Below are 16,256 nucleotides of genomic sequence, written 5' to 3' on the forward strand. Positions count from 1 at the left end.
GCTCCCTTTAATATGTGCATTATGCACATTGGAGCCGAAAATGGAAGAGCGAGCTGAAATTGACGTCCTGATCTGCGGCGCGGGAGCAGCCGGGCTGACGCTTGCAATCGACTTGGCGAGGCGAGGCGTGTTGTTCCGCATCGTTGAGCAGATGGAACGTCCCTTCGCCGGCTCGCGCGGCAAGGGCTTGCAGCCACGCACGCAGGAGGTGTTCGAGGATCTGGGCATAATCGACCGCATCATGGCAGCCGGCGGTGTCTATCCGCCGATGAGGGAGTATCGCAACGACGGCGGCTATGACGAAAAGGCAGTTTTCGAGGCGCCCGAACCCTCGCCCGACGTCCCCTATTTCATCGCGCTCATGATCCCGCAGTTCCTTACAGAGGGCGTGATGCGCGAGCGCCTCGCGGAGCTGGGCCATCGTGTCGAGTTCGGCACCGCATTGATCGACTTCGAGCAGGACGATGATGGCGTCGGCGCCCGCCTCAAGTCGCCCGACGGCGAGGAGCGGGTCCATACGCGCTATCTGGTTGGTGCTGACGGTGGCCGCAGTTCGATCCGCAGTGCGCTCGGCATTGCCTTTCCCGGCAAGACGCTGGGTGTCCATGCAATCGTGGCGGATGCCCATCTGAGCGGACTCGACCGCGCTGCCTGGCACCAATTCAATGACGGCGACATGGAGCGGCTCGTCATGATCTGCCCGCTCGCGGGCACGGACCTGTTCCAGGTGCAGGCGCCGATCCCGCTGGACGGCGAGCCTGACCTTTCCGCGGATGGATTGACGCGGATGATCGCCGAGCGGACTGGCCGTAGCGACATCGATGTTCAGTCGGTGGCCTGGGCATCCGCCTACGCGATGAACGCGCGTCTGGCTGACCGCTACCGGGTCGGACGGGTTTTGCTAACCGGGGACGCCGCGCATATCCATCCGCCAACGGGCGGACAGGGCCTCAACACCAGCGTTCAGGACGCCTACAATCTCGGTTGGAAATTGGCCGCAGTCTTGGCTGGCGCCCCCGAAGCGCTGTTAGACACCTATGAGGAGGAGCGACGCGCCGTTGCGGCGGATGTCCTGGGGCTTTCGACCCAGTTGCTCGACCGTCAGCGCGAACAAGGCGGCATGCGGCGCGGCCGCGACACACATCAGCTCGACATCGGCTATCCCCACTCATCACTTTCTCACGACGGAGGTGGTCGGACGATTGGCCCGCGGGCCGGTGAGCGCATGCCGGACGCGACCCTAACTGGCGCCGCTGGACAGCCCCGCCGTCTGTTCGACGTGATGACCGGCACGCACTGGACCCTGCTTCTATCGAGCCCTGACTACTGGCCGATCGTGGCTGCGCGCGCGGGCCTGCGAGTGGTCACGGTGGGCGAAGGCGCGGAACTGCGCGACCCCTCCAATCAGCTCAGCTTGGCCGAGGGCGGCTGCCTGCTCATCCGGCCGGACGGCTATGTCGGCGCCACTTTCGATGCCGCGAGTTCCACCCTGGTCGGTGACTATCTGGCGAAGGTACTTCCTTCCGAGAACGCCTGCTCTCAGTCAAACGGGAGGGTCGACGTTGCACCAACATGACGGACTTGCGAGATCAGGACGGCCTGCGGAGGCCGTCCCCGGACACGACAGCCGCTGGAACGCATGTCGGCCGTTCGACTGTCCTAGGCCCGCCATGCCAGAAGACATTTCTGAATGGGATTGCAAGGCCGACCAGCAGCGCGGCCCACAGGGCAGTTGTCGCAATCTACGGTTTTGCATCACCCACGCCAGCGCAGGTCTAGCGCCGCCCGAGCAAACTCTTCATCCGGTTGCGCAGCAGGCGCGCCATGTTGCGGGTTTCGCGGTAGAGATGCAGCTGCGAGGCGGCCTGGCGGGCGAGGCGGTCGGCGTCCCTTGTCAACCCGATCACCAATGTGCCGACCGGCTTGCGCTCGCTCCACAGCCGGCTCATCACCGGGTGGTCGGGCACGGCGCAGGAATCGGTCATCATGATGTTGGGATCGTCGAGATGCTGCCTGGTGACCTCGATCATCAGCAGCGTGCCCGGCGAATAGGCGGCCAGCGTCTCGTCATAGGCCGTCTTCCAGGTGTAGGCGACGCCAGCCTCGACGAAGACGATCAGGCAAGCGATGGTGCGGCCGTCGAGCGTCAGCGAATGGATGCGGCACATGTCCTGTTCGGCGAGCCGGTGCACCGCCTCGCGGGCGAAGGCGGCGCGGAAGCGGTCGATCGCCATGGCGGTGCGCTCGCGGCCTTTCCAGCCGGACGCCTCCAGCGTCAGGAAGTGCTCGATGGCGTGGCGGATTTCCTCGGGGCCGCGTGCCACGACATGTTCGAGCTTGCCGAGATCGCCGAGGCGCCGCTTCAGGCGGCGGAATTCGCGATAGTGGTGCGCGCGCAGCGAAGCCTTGAGATAATCGTCGCCGTCGAGTTCGCTCTCCAGCACGGGGCGTGAAGTCTGGCCCGTGGTGACCAGCGCCAGGCCACGCGTCTCGGCCACGGTGGCGACCAGGCTCGACACCGGACCGTCGAGCCTGATGTCGGGCAGGACCAGAACTTTCGGCAGCTTGAGATGCGGGCGCGACAGCATCGAGAAGAAGTCCTCGACCACGCCGACCGGATCGTCGCGGTCGATCAGCGGCGTGCCGAGCGGGCCGAATGGGCTCGACCAGGTGCGCATGACCGGCACGCCGAGCGGCACCACCGGCCGTTCCACCGAGATCGGCACCAGCAGCCGCAGCCGGTTGCGGTATTCATCGCCGTCGCGGATCACGGCAAGGCGCACCTCGCGATCTTCCAGCCGGGGCATGGCCGGCGCCAGGAAACGCGGGTTGAAGAAGACGTTCGGCTCGATCGTGCGGGCGCAGAGATAGTCCAGTTCCTCGACCAGGTCGAAGCCGGCCGACGCCGGGTAGATGGCGAGTTTGCGCTCGGGCCGGTTGTTGGCGAGGATCTCGATATGAGCGGGATCGGCGTCGCGCGCCAGCCCGGCAAGGCCGGACACCATGGCACCGGCGGGACCGCCGCTGGTTTCCTCGAGCAGAGGGATGGCGGCCATCAGGCGGCTCCTTTGGCTGGCACGAAGATCGCCATGACGATGCCGAGCTTGCGCCAGACCGTGAAGGACAGTGCGCCGGCCTCGAAGATCATGGCAAAGGCGGTGGCCATGGCTGCGCCCCACAGGCCGAAAAGCGGGATCAGCACCACATTGAGCCCGATGTTGAAGGCCAGTGTCATGGCATAGACGGCGGCGCAGACATTCTGGTTGCCGCTCATGGTGAGCAGGCTTTCGCAGGGGCCAACGGCGGCGCGCGCCACGACGCCGAAGACGAGCAGGAACAGAAGCGGATAGCCCGATGTGAATTCGGGGCCGAACAGCACCAGCATCGGTTCGCCCAGCGCCAGCACCAGAAACGCCATCAGCAGCGAGGGCCAGAAGGTCCATGATACCGTCTCGCGGGCGAAGGCGGCAAGCTTTTGCGGCTCGCCATGGGTGAACTGCGCGTAGCGCTGGGCGACGCCGGCCTTGACCGCGAAATAGACGAAATGCACCAGCGCCAGCGTCTTGACCGTGGCGAAATAGACGGCGACGTCATTGGGATCCATATAGGCGCCGACCATCAGCACATCGGCGTTGGTGAGCAGGAAGAAGAAGCTCTCGACCAGGAAGATCGGCAGCGAGACGACGAACCATTGCGCGAAATGCACTTTCATCGGGCCGGCCGGAATTTGCCTTTCCATGCGCTGGGTGACCCCGATGAGCTGGGTCAGCGTGGTGGCGTAGGTAGCGGCGATCGAGGCGAAGATCGCCGTCCGCGCGTCGGCGGCGTAGCCCGCCCAAAGCATCAGCGCCATGAACAGCAGGATCAGCACCGGCCGGATCAGGTAGGTCGGCGACAGCGCGAACAACGCCCATGAATTGGCGCGCGCCAGCCCTTGCAGCAAATCCGACAGCGCGATCATCGGCAGGCAGATGACGCCGAGGATGAACGGTATCACGTAGTAGTTTTCGATCCAGGGCGCGGCCAGCCAGACGCCGAGGGCGCCGAGCCCGGCGATGACCGTCGAGGCGATCAGCACGAACAGGCGGCTCGCAACGACGATGCCGCGCAATTCATCCATCAGGCCGCGCTCGCGGTATTCGGGGATGAAGCGGATGACCGATGTGTGGAAGCCGAGGCAGGCGAGGTTGCCGACGATGACCATCGTCACCCAGACCAGCACGAAGATGCCGTATTCGAAGGAACCCATCCAACGCGCCATCAGCACCTGGCTGATGAAGGCGATGACGGCACTGACGATGCGGATGGAGAAGGCGATGACCGACATGCGGCCGGCCTCGCCGCGTTCGTCGGCGGTGAACAGCACGGCGTCCAGACGGCCAAGCAAAGGCTCCACGCGCAGCGCCAAACGCTGCGGCAAGAACCGCCCGGCAGTCGTGGCCGCGGAAAAGCGCACCCCGATTTCTCTCCGTTTTCCGCCTCTTTTCAGGCTTTGGTGTAGCGAAGACACCTTAAGAAAGCGTGGGTGGGAAGGGCGTGCGTAATGGCTGAGGGTCGACGAACGGTGAAGGTGCCGCACAGGCGCGGCGCCGTTTGTCGCCCAGTCGGATCTACCGGCGGCGCGCCTCTCCGCGCGTTGCGACATGGTCGATCGCGCAACGGCTGATACCGATGTCCTTCAGCATGAAACCGGGCATGGCCTCCAAGCGACGCCGGCCATGCCGCAGGTGCCATCCGTGTGCAAGCCAAGCGGTAACGGCCATCAGGCGCGAAGGCCGGGTGCGCGGCCTCGCCAGGACGACATCGATTTCGGGCATGATTTCTCCTCGCGATGCGCGCGAAAGGCCTGCCGGGACTGGACCGGCAGGCCGGGTGCCGTCAGTCGGCCTTTTTCATGGCGTCGCACGAGACGTTCGGGTTCATGTCGGCGAAGGCGCCGGTCGGGTTTTGCTTCCAGGCCCAGACATGAAGTTCGTAGAAAGGGCCGAGGCCATAGCGGTTGGGAGCGCTGTTGAAGTTGAACAACTGGCCTCCGAGCGAGGCCGGACCCTTCGCGGTGATGTATTCGACGGCCACCAGCTTCAGCGTGCCATCGGACATCGGCTCGTACATCACGGCCTCCGGCTTGGCGAGGTCGATCGCATCGTCCTTCAGATAGGCGCCATTGACGTAATGAATGCCCATGGCGCCGCCAGTGATGCCACTGGCGCAAGGAATCGGCGCATAGCCCTCGGCGGTGGCCGCCGCGACGTTCGCGAAGCGGCTGTTGGCCGCCCGCACCTCGTCGGCAAGCGGATTGTCCTTCCCCGCCGATGCGGCGGTGGAGGCGATCGACGTGATGAACAGCGCGGCAAGGCGCCAGAAATTGACGTTCATTTTGTTCTCCATTGATTGTTGATGATCCGGCAGGCGCCCAGGCCGGCCAGCAAGGCCAGGCCTGGCTGCAGACGCCCGCGGCATGGGATTGGCAGTACGGGACGGGTTCGATCCTCGTCCATCCCGTCTAACCGGACCGCGGTCTCATTGGTGCCACCACCAATATTCCCAGTAGTCCCGCCGCATCTCGTGCTCCGGCAGACCGACGTCCCGTCTCAAATAATCGTCTTGCGGAGGCAGGCGCCCGCGCCGGCCTCGCAATGGCGATAGCAGCGCGGAGACAATCCGCGATGCGAGACCGCGCCGGTGGGGTGCAGGGTCGAACGCCATGCCGGCGGCCGTTTCGGGAGGGAACAACAGGGAAAACCGCCCGCTATCATTGCCCAGGACAATTTCACGCTCATGGCTCCATCCTTGCTCCATTGGATCAGCGATAAAAGTAGGGGTCCAGGACCCTCACCTCCGTGATCTTGTCCACCGGCAGGGAATTCTTCTGCGCCGTGCTGCGGATGGCCTCCGGCGAGGGGGCGTCGTAGATGCAGAAACTCTTGCTCTTGTCGGGCGAGACGAAGGACTGCACCCAGGTGACCCCCTTCTCGGCATTGCGCATGATGATGCCGCCAAGCGCCGTTGCGCCGATGTCGTTCATCGGCAGGTTGAGTCCGTCGGGGAATGTCCGTTCGATCAGATAGCGAGGCATGGAATGGCTTCCTTTTACGATTGATTCACGCTCGAAATGAGCGCGGTCGGAGAAAAACCATGGCCTTCGAAAGCGCGCATCGGAGCCTTTCCCCATATTTCGCGGGACGATTCCCTATGTTTTCGACGTTCGATCTTGGAGCCACACTGCGGATACCGAAGCGTGGGTATCCTGGGGGATGGGGCAGACGACGATACTCATGGGCCAGTAACGATGCTTCTGGAGCGGCAGGCGCAACTTGATCAGTTGGAGGAACTGCTCGCGGCGGCGGCGCGCGGTCGCGGCCGCGTGGCGGCATTGCTGGGCGAGGCCGGCGCCGGCAAGACGGCACTCGTCGAGGCGTTCGTAAGCGGTGTTGGGCAGCACGTTTCCATATTCCGCAGCGCCTGCGAGGATCTGTCGATCCCCGATCCGCTGGGACCGCTCTACGATCTGGCCCGGGATGCGCAGTGGGCACTGCCCCGGGCGATCGATGACCGGCAAGGCCAGCGGCTGCCCCTGTTTTCAGACGCTCTCGAGGTTTTCGAGGCGAGGTCTCGGCCGGGCCTGCTGGTCATCGAGGATATGCACTGGGCCGACGACGCGACCCTGGATTTCGTCCGTTTCCTGGGCCGACGCATCGCCAACACGCATATGCTGGTGCTGTTCACGGCACGCACCGACCGCAGCGAAGGGCAGATGCGCGCGCGTCGGGTGCTCGGTGAAATTCCGGCCGCCAACGTCCAGCGTATCGAAGTGCCGCTGCTTAGCGAAGCGGCGGTGTTGTCGCTTGCCGAAGCCGCCAACCGCGACGGCAGCGCAATCTATCGCGCCACCGCGGGCAACGCCTTCTTCGTCACCGAGTTGCTGGCTGCCGAAAGCGAGATGATCCCGCCGGCCAGCGTCCGCGACGCTGTGCTGGCGCGTGCCGAGCGCCTGTCGCCGGGCGGGCGCTCTATGCTCGACGCGGTGTCGGTGTTTCCACGCCGCGCCGATGTCTGGGCGCTGCGCGGCCTCTGTGGTGTCGCCAGCGCAGGCCAACTGGCGGAATGTGTCTCGAACGGCCTGCTCGACGATCTCGGCGATGGCTATGCCTTCCGCCACGAGATCGCCCGTCGCGCCGTCGAGATGGCGCTGACGCCAAGCCATCGGCGCGAATTCAACCAGCGCGCGCTTTCCGCACTGCAGGAAAACGCCGAGGTGGCTACGGCAAGACTTGTCCACCATGCGGTGGAGGCCCAGAATTTGGAAGCGGTGCGCGAGCTTGCCCCGCTTGCGGCGCGCGAGGCTTCCCGCGTCGGCGCGCATCGCGATGCGGCCGGCTATTACGAGGTCGCCCTGCGGCACGCCGACAGCCTGCCTATGGGCGACCGGGCGAGGCTTTACGAAGGCTATGCCTTTGAATGCCATCTGATCGGCCGCATCGATATGGCCATCGAGGCGCAGGGCCAGGCGCGGCGGTTGCAGCAGGCGTTGGGCGACACGCTCAGGGAGGGCGACAGCCTCAGATGCCTGTCGCGCTTCGCCTATCTGGTGGGTGACCGAGAACAGGCGGACCTGTTCGGGGCACAGGCGGTGGAATTGCTGGAACAGGCGCCGGCCAGTCCGGAGCTTGCCATGGCCTATTCCAATCTCTCGCAGCTGGCGATGCTCGCCGAGAAGCTCGACGAGACGCTGCTGCTCGGCTGCAAGGCAGTCGGTTTGGCCGAACGGTTGAACAAGCCGGAGATAGTCTGTCATGCGCTCAACAATCTTGGCTCCGCCGAGCAGTGGCTTGACCTGGCCAAGGGCCGTCTGCACCTCGCCCGCAGCCTTGACATCGCGCTCGGGCAGAATTTCCAGGAGCACGCCGCACGCGGCTTCACCAATTGCGCCTGCGCCGAAATGAACCAGCTCGACCTTGTCCGGGCGCAATCCTTTCTCGACCGGGGCATTGCCTATTGCGTCGAGAATGATCTCGCGACCTGGCGCGACTATATGCGGGGCGTGCAGGCGCAATTGCTTTTGCGACGCGGCCTTTGGGACGATGCGGCCGCGATGGCTCACGACGTCATCGACGATAGTGCGACCACGGCCCTGGTGCGCTACCCATCCTTGGTCGCGCTGGCGAAATTGCGCATAAGACGAGGCGATCCGGCCGCGCCCTTGCTGGACGAAATGAAGCGGTTCCTAGACAAGGGAATGGAGCTGCAGCGGCTGGTCCCCTACACGGCATCGATGGCCGAACTGGCATGGCTCGGGCAAGGCGACACCGAAGAGGCACTTCGCCTGATCGACCTGGCCGAAAGCCTGTCGCCGACGAGGGCAATGTTCGCCGAGTTGGCCGTCTGGCGGCTGCTCTTGTCACCTGAAAGCAGTCCTGGCGACACGACCGGCATGGCGGAGCCCTATCGCCTGCTGCTCACCGGCGACTGGCGTGGTGCCGCGATGCTGTGGGCCCGGCTGGGCGCTCCGTTCGAACGGGCGCTCGCCCTGTTGTACGGCGACGAGCCGGCGCTGCGCCTGGCCCTGGACATATTCGAGGGGCTCGGTGCCCGGCCGGTGGCCCAGCACGTCCGCGCCGTCATGCGGCAGAATGGCGTCCATAACATCGCCAGGGGACCGCGGCAGAGCACACGCGCCAATCACGCTGGCCTGACGCTCCGCCAAATGGAAGTTCTGCACCTGATCGAGCGCGGTTTCTCCAATAAGAGAATCGCCGAGCACCTAACCATCTCACCGAAGACCGTCGATCATCATGTCTCAGCGGTGCTGGGCAAGCTGGACGCCGTTTCGCGCGGCGAGGCAACCGCCGCGGCGCGCGATTCCGGGCTGATCTGACAATATGGGAGCCGCCCCCGGATCAGAAGTCCGGGGAACACCGATCCTGCAGGTCTTTACGCGAAAGTCCCGTGGCAGTGCTTGTATTTCTTGCCGGAGCCGCAGGGGCAGGCTTCGTTGCGGCCGACCTTGCCCCAGGTTGCGGGGTTGTTCGGGTCGCGGTCCTCGGGAGCGACGATGGCGGTGCTTTCCTGGCGTACCAGAAGGGCCGTTTCGCCGCCTTCGAAATCATTCTCGCCGGTGGTGCCGTCAATATGCGTGCCGAACATGTCGGGCGCTTCAGGCGGCGGCGCTTCGGCGGCCTGGCGGACCAGTTCGACGCGCATCAGCTGCGCGGTGACGGCCTGGCGCAGATTGCCGAGCATCGCCTGGAACAGCTCGAACGCCTCGCTCTTGTATTCCTGCAGCGGATCGCGCTGGGCGTAGCCGCGGAAGCCGACGACCGAACGCAGATGGTCGAGATTGACGATGTGCTCGCGCCACAGATGGTCGAGCGTCTGCAGCACCACGGAGCGCTCGACATAGTTCATCACCTCGGGACCGAAACGGTCGGCGCGTTCTTTTGCCGCGGCGTCGGCGGCTTGAGAGATGCGCTCGCGAATGTCGTCCTCGGCGATGCCTTCTTCCTTCACCCAATCCTCGATCGGCAGGTCGAGATTGAGGAATTCGGCGACCTCGGCCTTCAGGCCGGCGACGTCCCACTGTTCGGCATAGGCGTTCTCGGGAATGGCCTTGGCGACGATCTCGTCGATGACGCCCGCGCGCATCTCGCCGATGGTCTCCGAAAGGCCCTCGCCGTCCATCAGCTCGATGCGCTGCTCGAACACCACCTTGCGCTGGTCGTTGGAGACGTCGTCATATTTCAACAGGTTCTTGCGGATGTCGAAGTTGCGCGCCTCGACCTTCTTCTGCGCCTTTTCCAGCGCCTTGTTGATCCAGGGATGGATGATGGCCTCGTCTTCCTTGAGGCCGAGCTTCTGCAGCATGCCGTCCATGCGCTCGGAGCCGAAGATGCGCATCAGATCGTCCTGCAGCGACAGGAAGAATTTCGATCGGCCGGGGTCGCCCTGGCGGCCAGAGCGGCCTCTGAGCTGATTGTCGATACGGCGTGACTCGTGGCGCTCGGTGGCGAGCACGTAGAGGCCGCCGGCGGCCAGCGCCTTTTCCTTCAGGCGCTCGACGTCGGCATTGATTTCCTTTTCTCGCGCTTCGCGTTCGGGGCCTTCCGGCATGTCGCCCAGCTCCTCGGCAATGCGCATCTCGGCATTGCCGCCGAGCTTGATGTCGGTGCCGCGGCCGGCCATGTTGGTGGCTATGGTGATGGCGCCGGGCTTGCCCGCCTGGGCGACAATTGCCGCTTCCCGCTCGTGATGGCGGGCGTTGAGAACCTCGAAATCCGTGAAGCCTTCCTTGCGCAGGCGCTCGGCCAACTGCTCGGACTTTTCGATTGAGGTCGTGCCGACCAGTGTCGGCTGACCCTTGGCGCTGGCTTCGCGGATCTCCCTGACGATCGCCTTGTACTTCTCCTCGACCGTCCGGTAGACCTCGTCGTCCTCGTCCTTGCGGATGACCGGCAGGTTGGTCGGGATCTCGGTGACTTCGAGACCGTAGATGTTGCCGAATTCCTCGGCTTCGGTCAGCGCCGTGCCGGTCATGCCGGAAAGCTTCTTGTAGAGGCGGAAGTAGTTCTGGAAGGTGACGGAAGCGAGCGTCTGGTTCTCCGGCTGGATCGCCACGTGCTCCTTGGCTTCCAGCGCCTGGTGCAGGCCTTCCGAATAGCGGCGGCCGGGCATCATGCGGCCGGTGAACTCGTCGATGATGACGATCTCGCCGTTGCGCACGATGTAGTCCTTGTCGCGCTGGAACAGCCGGTGCGCCTTCAGCGCGTTGTTGACGTGGTGGACGATGGCGACGTTCTCGACGTCGTAGAGCGACTCGCCCTTGAGCAGGTCGGCATCGCGCAGCATGTTCTCCAGCTTCTCGGTGCCTTCCTCGGTGAAGATCGAGGTCTTCTGCTTCTCGTCGATCTCATAATCCTGCGGCTGCAGCTGGATGATGAAGGTGTCGATGGTGTTGTACATTTCCGAACGGTCCTCGAGCGGACCGGAAATGATCAGCGGCGTGCGCGCTTCGTCGACCAGAATGGAATCGACCTCGTCGACGATCGCGTAATTGTGACCGCGCTGCACCATCTGGGCGCGCTCGTACTTCATGTTGTCGCGCAGATAGTCGAAGCCGAGCTCATTGTTGGTGGCGTAGGTGACGTCGGAGGCGTAGGCGACGCGACGCTCCTCGTCCGACAGGCCGTGGACGATAACGCCGACCGAGAGGCCGAGGAACTTGTAGACGCGGCCCATCCATTCGGAGTCGCGGGTGGCGAGGTAGTCGTTGACGGTAACGACATGGACGCCGTTGCCGGCGAGCGCGTTGAGATAGACCGGCAGCGTCGCGACCAGGGTCTTGCCCTCGCCGGTGCGCATCTCGGCGATGCCGCCATTGTGCAGCACCATGCCGCCGATCAGCTGGACGTCGAAGGGGCGCATGCCAAGCACGCGGCGCGCGGCCTCGCGGGCGGTTGCGAAGGCTGGGATCAGCAGATCGTCGAGGCTGGCGCCGTTGGCGATATCCTGGCGAAATTTTTCCGTGCGGCCGGCAAGCTCGGCATCGGAGAGCGCCCGCATCTCGTTTTCCATGGCGTTGATCGCCTCGACACGGGGGCGGGTCGATTTGACCCGACGGTCGTTGGAGGAACCGAAAACCTTACGGGCGAGACCGCCGAGACTGACCATCCAATGGTCCTTTCGATAGAATTCTCAATCTTGAGACAGGCGCCGGCCGGCCCCATCACATCCACGTGAACGCACCGCCTGAATACGGGCAAACACAAAAAGCGCCCGGAAAACGGTTCTGGACGCCAAGTCGATGGACAGATAAGAGGGGGCTCAACTGATGTCAACGCCGCGCTGGCCCTGCCGGTCGCGCCAAATTCCGCCACAATCTGGCTGATCTGGAAGCCACCCTCCCTACAATCCCTGACCGGAGTCATCCTTATGTCCTTGTTGTTCAGCCGTGCGTCGCTTGCCAGCCTTGGCCTGGCCCTCGGCCTGTCGGCTCTTTGCCTGTCGCCTGTCACGGCGCAGGAGACCGCTCCCGCTCCGGCCGCCCCCGCCGCCCCGGCGGATGCGGCTGCCCCGGCCGCGGCGCCGGTCGACCCGAATACGGTGATCGCCACCGTCAACGGCCAGCCCTTGACCGAAGCCGATCTGGTGCTTGCCGAAGGCGAGCTGTCGCAGCAGTTCGCGCAGTTGCCGCCCGAGCAGCGCCGCGCCGCGGCACTTTCGGCGGCCATCGAAATCCGCGTCATGGCAGCCAAGGCGGTCACCGACGGTCTCGACAAGGATCCTGACTTCCAGCGCCGCATGGCTTTCCTGCAGCAGCGCGCGCTGCATGGCGAGATGGTCGAGAAGGGTGTGGTCGACAAGGTCACCGACGCCGAGGTTCGCGCCCGCTACGACCAGGAAATCGCCAACACGCCGCCGGTCAACGAGGTGCATGCCCGTCACATCCTCGTGAAGACGAAGGAAGAGGCCGAGGCGATCATCAAGCAGCTCGACGGCGGCGGCGATTTCCAGAAGCTCGCCAACGAGCACACCAGCGATCCCTCGGGCAAGTCCAATGGCGGCGATCTTGGCTGGTTCGGACCTGGCCAGATGGTGCCGGAGTTCGACAAGGCGGCCTTCGCGCTCGAGGTCGGCAAATACACCAAGGAGCCGGTGCAGACGCAGTTCGGCTGGCATGTCATCAAGCTCGAGGACAAGCGCGCCAAGCAGCCGCCGGCCTTCGACGACGTCAAGGACCAGGCCAAGCAGGCGGTCATCCGCGACAAGTATTTCGCGCTGGTCAAGTCGTTGCGCGGCGGCGCCAAGGTCGAGATCCCCGACGCCAATCTGAAGAAGGCCGTCGACACGCTGGAAAGCGCCAAGTAGGACGCAATCGCGAAGGCGCGGCGAGTGATTGCTCGCCTCGCCTATTTTTTGCCGTTTTTTAGCGCCTGGGCGTGACGATGCCTCGCGTGACATAGCCAACAGCGGTTCGTATCGTGGCTTCATCCACGTCGAGGCGGTTGGTCAAAAGATGCTTCCAGGCGAAGGACCCGATCAGATCGGCGACCACCTCTGAATCGATATCGTCGGCAATTTCACCCCTTGCCTTGGCGCGGTCCACGATCTGGCTGTTGTGAGTCCGGCGCCCCGTGGCATAGCCGGCGAGCGCCGCGCCGGCGGTCTCGTCCGATTGCGCCTCGGCAATCAGCGACCTGTACACGCTGCCCGAAGGCGTGTCGCGCCAATGCGCGAACAGGTTTTTCAGGAAGCCGACGAGGTCTTCTTCCAAGCTTCCGCTGTCTGGGATGTCGACGCGTTTCTGGCGCTGATAGACTTCGAGCAGCAATGCCGCCTTGCTTGGCCACCAGCGATAGATGGTCGGCTTGCCGGCGCGCGCGCGGCGCGCCACGGCCTCGATCGAGAAGCCGGCATAGCCGCCTTCGACCAGCACTGCCTCGGCCGCCTCCAGAATGGCGTCCGCGCTGTCGGGATTGCGCCGCGCACCGATCGATCTGCGCGCCGTATCCGCCTCCTCGGCCATGCCTTTCGTCCTCGTTTCAATTCGCTGGCAACGATAAGTGATCCCGCCTGCCAATGTGGAAGATCATAGCGCCACGGACCCCGGCGACGCCAACAGATTTGAAATGCAAGCTTGATCCTGAACGGGTTTGCCCTCCGCGGGAGCGACGAAAACGCGCTTGCACCGGCTCGCCGTATCGGGCAAACCGGCCTTCCCTTGCGATTTTCCCGCCCGAGGTCTGAATGTCCACGACGATTTCCCCGCTTGCGCCGAAGAAATACCCCAAAATGCCAGAAATCGAAGGGGTGCGCATCGCCACCGCCGAAGCAGGGATAAAGTACAAGGGCCGCACCGACCTGCTGGCCATGGTGTTCGATGCAGGCACCGCGGTCGCCGGCGTGTTCACCAGGTCGAAATGTCCCTCGGCGCCGGTTGATTTCTGCCGCCAGAACCTTGGCTCGGGCAAGGCGCGGGTGCTGGTCGTCAATTCCGGCAACGCCAACGCCTTCACCGGGCAGAAGGGTCGCGAATCCACCGCGCTGACGGGCGAAGCGGCGGCGAAGGCCGCGGGCTGCACGGCAGGCGAGGTTTTCCTGGCCTCGACCGGCGTCATCGGCGAACCGCTCGACACGGCCAAGTTCAGCCATCTGCTCGCCGGGCTGGTCAGCGACGGCAAGCCGGACCTGTGGACAGAGGCGGCAAAGGCCATCATGACCACGGATACGTATCCGAAAGTGGCGACGGCGACGGTCAAGCTCGGCGACGCCGATGTGACCATCAATGGCATTTCCAAAGGCGCCGGCATGATCGCGCCCGACATGGCGACGATGCTGTCCTTCATCGCCACCGACGCGCCGATCGCGGCTCCTGTCCTGCAGGACCTGTTGTCGCGCGGGACGGCCAAGACGTTCAATGCTGTCACCGTCGACAGCGATACCTCGACCAGCGACACGCTGCTGTTGTTTGCCACCGGCAAGGCGGCAAGGCGCGGCGCGCCCGAGATCACCGATCCCAGGGACGCCCGCCTTGGTCAGTTCCGCCGGGCGCTCGGCAAGGTGCTGAAGTCGCTGGCGTTGCAGGTGGTGCGCGACGGCGAGGGCGCCCGCAAGCAGGTCGAGGTCACCGTCACCGGGGCCAAGTCGGCCCGCTCGGCCAAACGCATCGCGCTGTCGATCGCCAATTCGCCGCTGGTCAAGACGGCGGTCGCCGGCGAGGACGCCAATTGGGGCCGCGTCGTCATGGCCGTCGGCAAGGCCGGCGAGCCCGCGGATCGCGACCGGCTGTCGATCTGGTTCGGCGACAACAGGCTGGCGCATGAGGGTGAGCGCGACCCCAGCTATTCGGAAGAAAAGACCTCGGCCTATATGAAGCGCGACGACATCCGCATCCGCGCCGATATCGGCATCGGCCGCGGCAAGGCGACAGTGTGGACCTGCGATCTCACCAAGGAATATGTCGCCATCAATGGCGACTACCGGAGCTGATCGCCTTGGTTTCGCGTCATCCCGCAAGCATGCTCGCGACCGTGCGCCGCTATGAGGCGGCCGGCTTTCGCGCCTGGCCCGCGGCCGCCGTCCACTATGACGGCACCTGGGTGGTGCGCCTGACCGCCGGTCATCCGGCCAAGCGGCTGAACTCGGTCAATCCGCTCGATCCCGGCGACATCCAGCACATCGCCGACCGCATCGGCCGCGCGAGCCGCCGTTTCGACGCGTACGGCCGGCCTCTGACGTTCCGCATGTCGCCATTGTCGGGTCCCGATCTTGCCAGTCATCTCGACAAGGAGGGCTGGAGTCGGTTCGACGAATCGCTGGTCATGCGGCTGCCGCTGGCCGACGCGCAGCTCGACGCCGCCATGGACCAGATCCCGCTCAAGGACATCAGCCGCTTCATCGGCGCATTGCTCAAGGTCAGCGGCTCGGACGTGTCGCTGCGGCCGGGCCTGTCGGAGATCATCGGCGCTATCCAGCCTGAAGCCGGGCTGTTCGCACTCGAGGATGGGACGGAGCCGCTGGCGACGCTGATCTGCGTGCATGACGGCGATCTGGCCGGCCTATTCGAGGTCGCTACCGACAAGGCGGCGCGCAACAAGGGCCACGGCCGCAACCTGATCCTGTCGGCGCTGAAATGGGCGAGGCTGCGCGGCGCACGGGAAGCCTGGCTGCAGGTCGAGGCCGGCAACGCGCCGGCGCTGGCGCTCTACAGCGCGCTCGGCTTCGAGGAAGTCTATCGCTATCACTACCGCCGGCCCGCTGTTCATGGGTGAAGTCGGGCATGAATGATGTGAAATCCAGCGGCAAGCGCCTGCTCCTGGTCGCCGCTTGCGCGCTGGTCGATGCCGATGGTCGGGTGCTGCTGGCGCAGCGGCCGCAAGGCAAGCAACTCGCAGGCCTGTGGGAGTTTCCCGGCGGCAAGGTCGAGGCCGGCGAGACGCCGGAACAATGCCTTATCCGTGAACTGCAGGAGGAGATCGGTATCGAGACCGATATCCCATGCCTGGCGCCGTTGACCTTCGCCAGCCATTCCTATGACGACTTCCACTTGCTGATGCCGCTTTTTGTCTGCCGCCGCTTCCGCGGCATCGCCCAGCCGAGGGAAGGGCAGGCGCTGAAATGGGTGCGGCCCAAACAGATGCGCGACTATCCGATGCCGCCGGCCGATGCGCCACTGATCCCCTTCCTGATAGATCTCCTTTGAGGATCTGGTTGGACCACCGTCCATATCAGCCAGCGTTAATGGAAGATTTATCTCATCATGA

General features: G+C 64.6%; 13 protein-coding genes. 6 read left to right on the top strand and 7 right to left on the bottom strand.

Annotated features, from left to right (window positions below; genetic code table 11):
* Window positions 1-40 precede the first annotated feature (40 nt).
* Complete coding sequence (locus tag FJ936_RS20720) at window positions 41-1,576, top strand: FAD-dependent oxidoreductase (RefSeq protein WP_140662798.1); 1,536 nt, start codon at window positions 41-43, stop codon at window positions 1,574-1,576.
* A 199-nt stretch (window positions 1,577-1,775) separates the two neighbouring features.
* On the opposite strand, the gene FJ936_RS20725 is transcribed toward FJ936_RS20720, so the two are convergent.
* The 5 genes from FJ936_RS20725 to FJ936_RS20750 all read right to left on the bottom strand — a co-directional run bounded on the left by FJ936_RS20725 (window position 1,776) and on the right by FJ936_RS20750 (window position 6,076).
* Complete coding sequence (locus tag FJ936_RS20725) at window positions 1,776-3,056, bottom strand: GNAT family N-acetyltransferase (RefSeq protein WP_140662796.1); 1,281 nt, start codon at window positions 3,054-3,056, stop codon at window positions 1,776-1,778.
* Window positions 3,056-4,456, bottom strand: a complete 1,401-nt coding sequence (locus FJ936_RS20730) for a lipopolysaccharide biosynthesis protein (RefSeq protein WP_015315578.1) — start codon at window positions 4,454-4,456, stop codon at window positions 3,056-3,058. The genes FJ936_RS20725 and FJ936_RS20730 overlap by 1 nt, the downstream gene beginning before the upstream one ends.
* Window positions 4,457-4,610: 154 nt before the next feature.
* A complete protein-coding gene (locus tag FJ936_RS20735; protein WP_015315579.1) occupies window positions 4,611-4,817 on the bottom strand; it encodes a DUF1127 domain-containing protein in 207 nt (68 codons plus the stop codon).
* A 61-nt stretch (window positions 4,818-4,878) separates the two neighbouring features.
* Complete coding sequence (locus tag FJ936_RS20740; RefSeq protein ID WP_140787749.1) at window positions 4,879-5,376, bottom strand: hypothetical protein; 498 nt, start codon at window positions 5,374-5,376, stop codon at window positions 4,879-4,881.
* A gap of 427 nt (window positions 5,377-5,803) precedes the next feature.
* A complete protein-coding gene (locus tag FJ936_RS20750) occupies window positions 5,804-6,076 on the bottom strand; it encodes a DUF4242 domain-containing protein (protein ID WP_023770749.1) in 273 nt (90 codons plus the stop codon).
* A 213-nt stretch (window positions 6,077-6,289) separates the two neighbouring features.
* On the opposite strand from FJ936_RS20750, the gene FJ936_RS20755 reads away from it, so the two are divergent.
* Window positions 6,290-8,875 (top strand): AAA family ATPase, encoded by a 2,586-nt coding sequence (locus tag FJ936_RS20755; protein ID WP_140720275.1) that lies wholly within the window; start codon window positions 6,290-6,292, stop codon window positions 8,873-8,875.
* A gap of 56 nt (window positions 8,876-8,931) precedes the next feature.
* On the opposite strand, the gene secA is transcribed toward FJ936_RS20755, so the two are convergent.
* Entirely contained in the window at window positions 8,932-11,664 is a 2,733-nt protein-coding gene (gene secA / locus FJ936_RS20760; RefSeq protein WP_015315583.1) for a preprotein translocase subunit SecA, read from the bottom strand.
* Window positions 11,665-11,925: 261 nt separating this feature from the next.
* On the opposite strand from secA, the gene FJ936_RS20765 reads away from it, so the two are divergent.
* Window positions 11,926-12,861 (top strand): peptidylprolyl isomerase, encoded by a 936-nt coding sequence (locus FJ936_RS20765; RefSeq protein ID WP_140787753.1) that lies wholly within the window; start codon window positions 11,926-11,928, stop codon window positions 12,859-12,861.
* Between the two features lie 58 nt (window positions 12,862-12,919).
* On the opposite strand, the gene FJ936_RS20770 is transcribed toward FJ936_RS20765, so the two are convergent.
* Window positions 12,920-13,519 (bottom strand): TetR/AcrR family transcriptional regulator, encoded by a 600-nt coding sequence (locus tag FJ936_RS20770; protein ID WP_140662787.1) that lies wholly within the window; start codon window positions 13,517-13,519, stop codon window positions 12,920-12,922.
* A gap of 221 nt (window positions 13,520-13,740) precedes the next feature.
* Between FJ936_RS20770 and argJ the strand changes: the two genes are divergently transcribed.
* Genes argJ through FJ936_RS20785 form a run of 3 tightly spaced genes read left to right on the top strand, consistent with a single transcriptional unit; the run spans window position 13,741 to window position 16,195 of the window.
* Window positions 13,741-14,982, top strand: coding sequence for a bifunctional glutamate N-acetyltransferase/amino-acid acetyltransferase ArgJ (gene argJ, locus FJ936_RS20775; protein ID WP_140616861.1), 1,242 nt, complete (start codon window positions 13,741-13,743; stop codon window positions 14,980-14,982).
* A gap of 29 nt (window positions 14,983-15,011) precedes the next feature.
* Entirely contained in the window at window positions 15,012-15,764 is a 753-nt protein-coding gene (locus tag FJ936_RS20780; RefSeq protein WP_140787931.1) for a GNAT family N-acetyltransferase, read from the top strand.
* Window positions 15,765-15,772: 8 nt separating this feature from the next.
* Window positions 15,773-16,195, top strand: a complete 423-nt coding sequence (locus FJ936_RS20785; RefSeq protein ID WP_140787755.1) for a (deoxy)nucleoside triphosphate pyrophosphohydrolase — start codon at window positions 15,773-15,775, stop codon at window positions 16,193-16,195.
* The last annotated feature ends 61 nt before the right edge of the window (window positions 16,196-16,256 follow it).

The organism is Mesorhizobium sp. B2-4-13 (assembly GCF_006658535.1).
GTDB classification, from domain to species: domain Bacteria; phylum Pseudomonadota; class Alphaproteobacteria; order Rhizobiales; family Rhizobiaceae; genus Mesorhizobium; species Mesorhizobium australicum.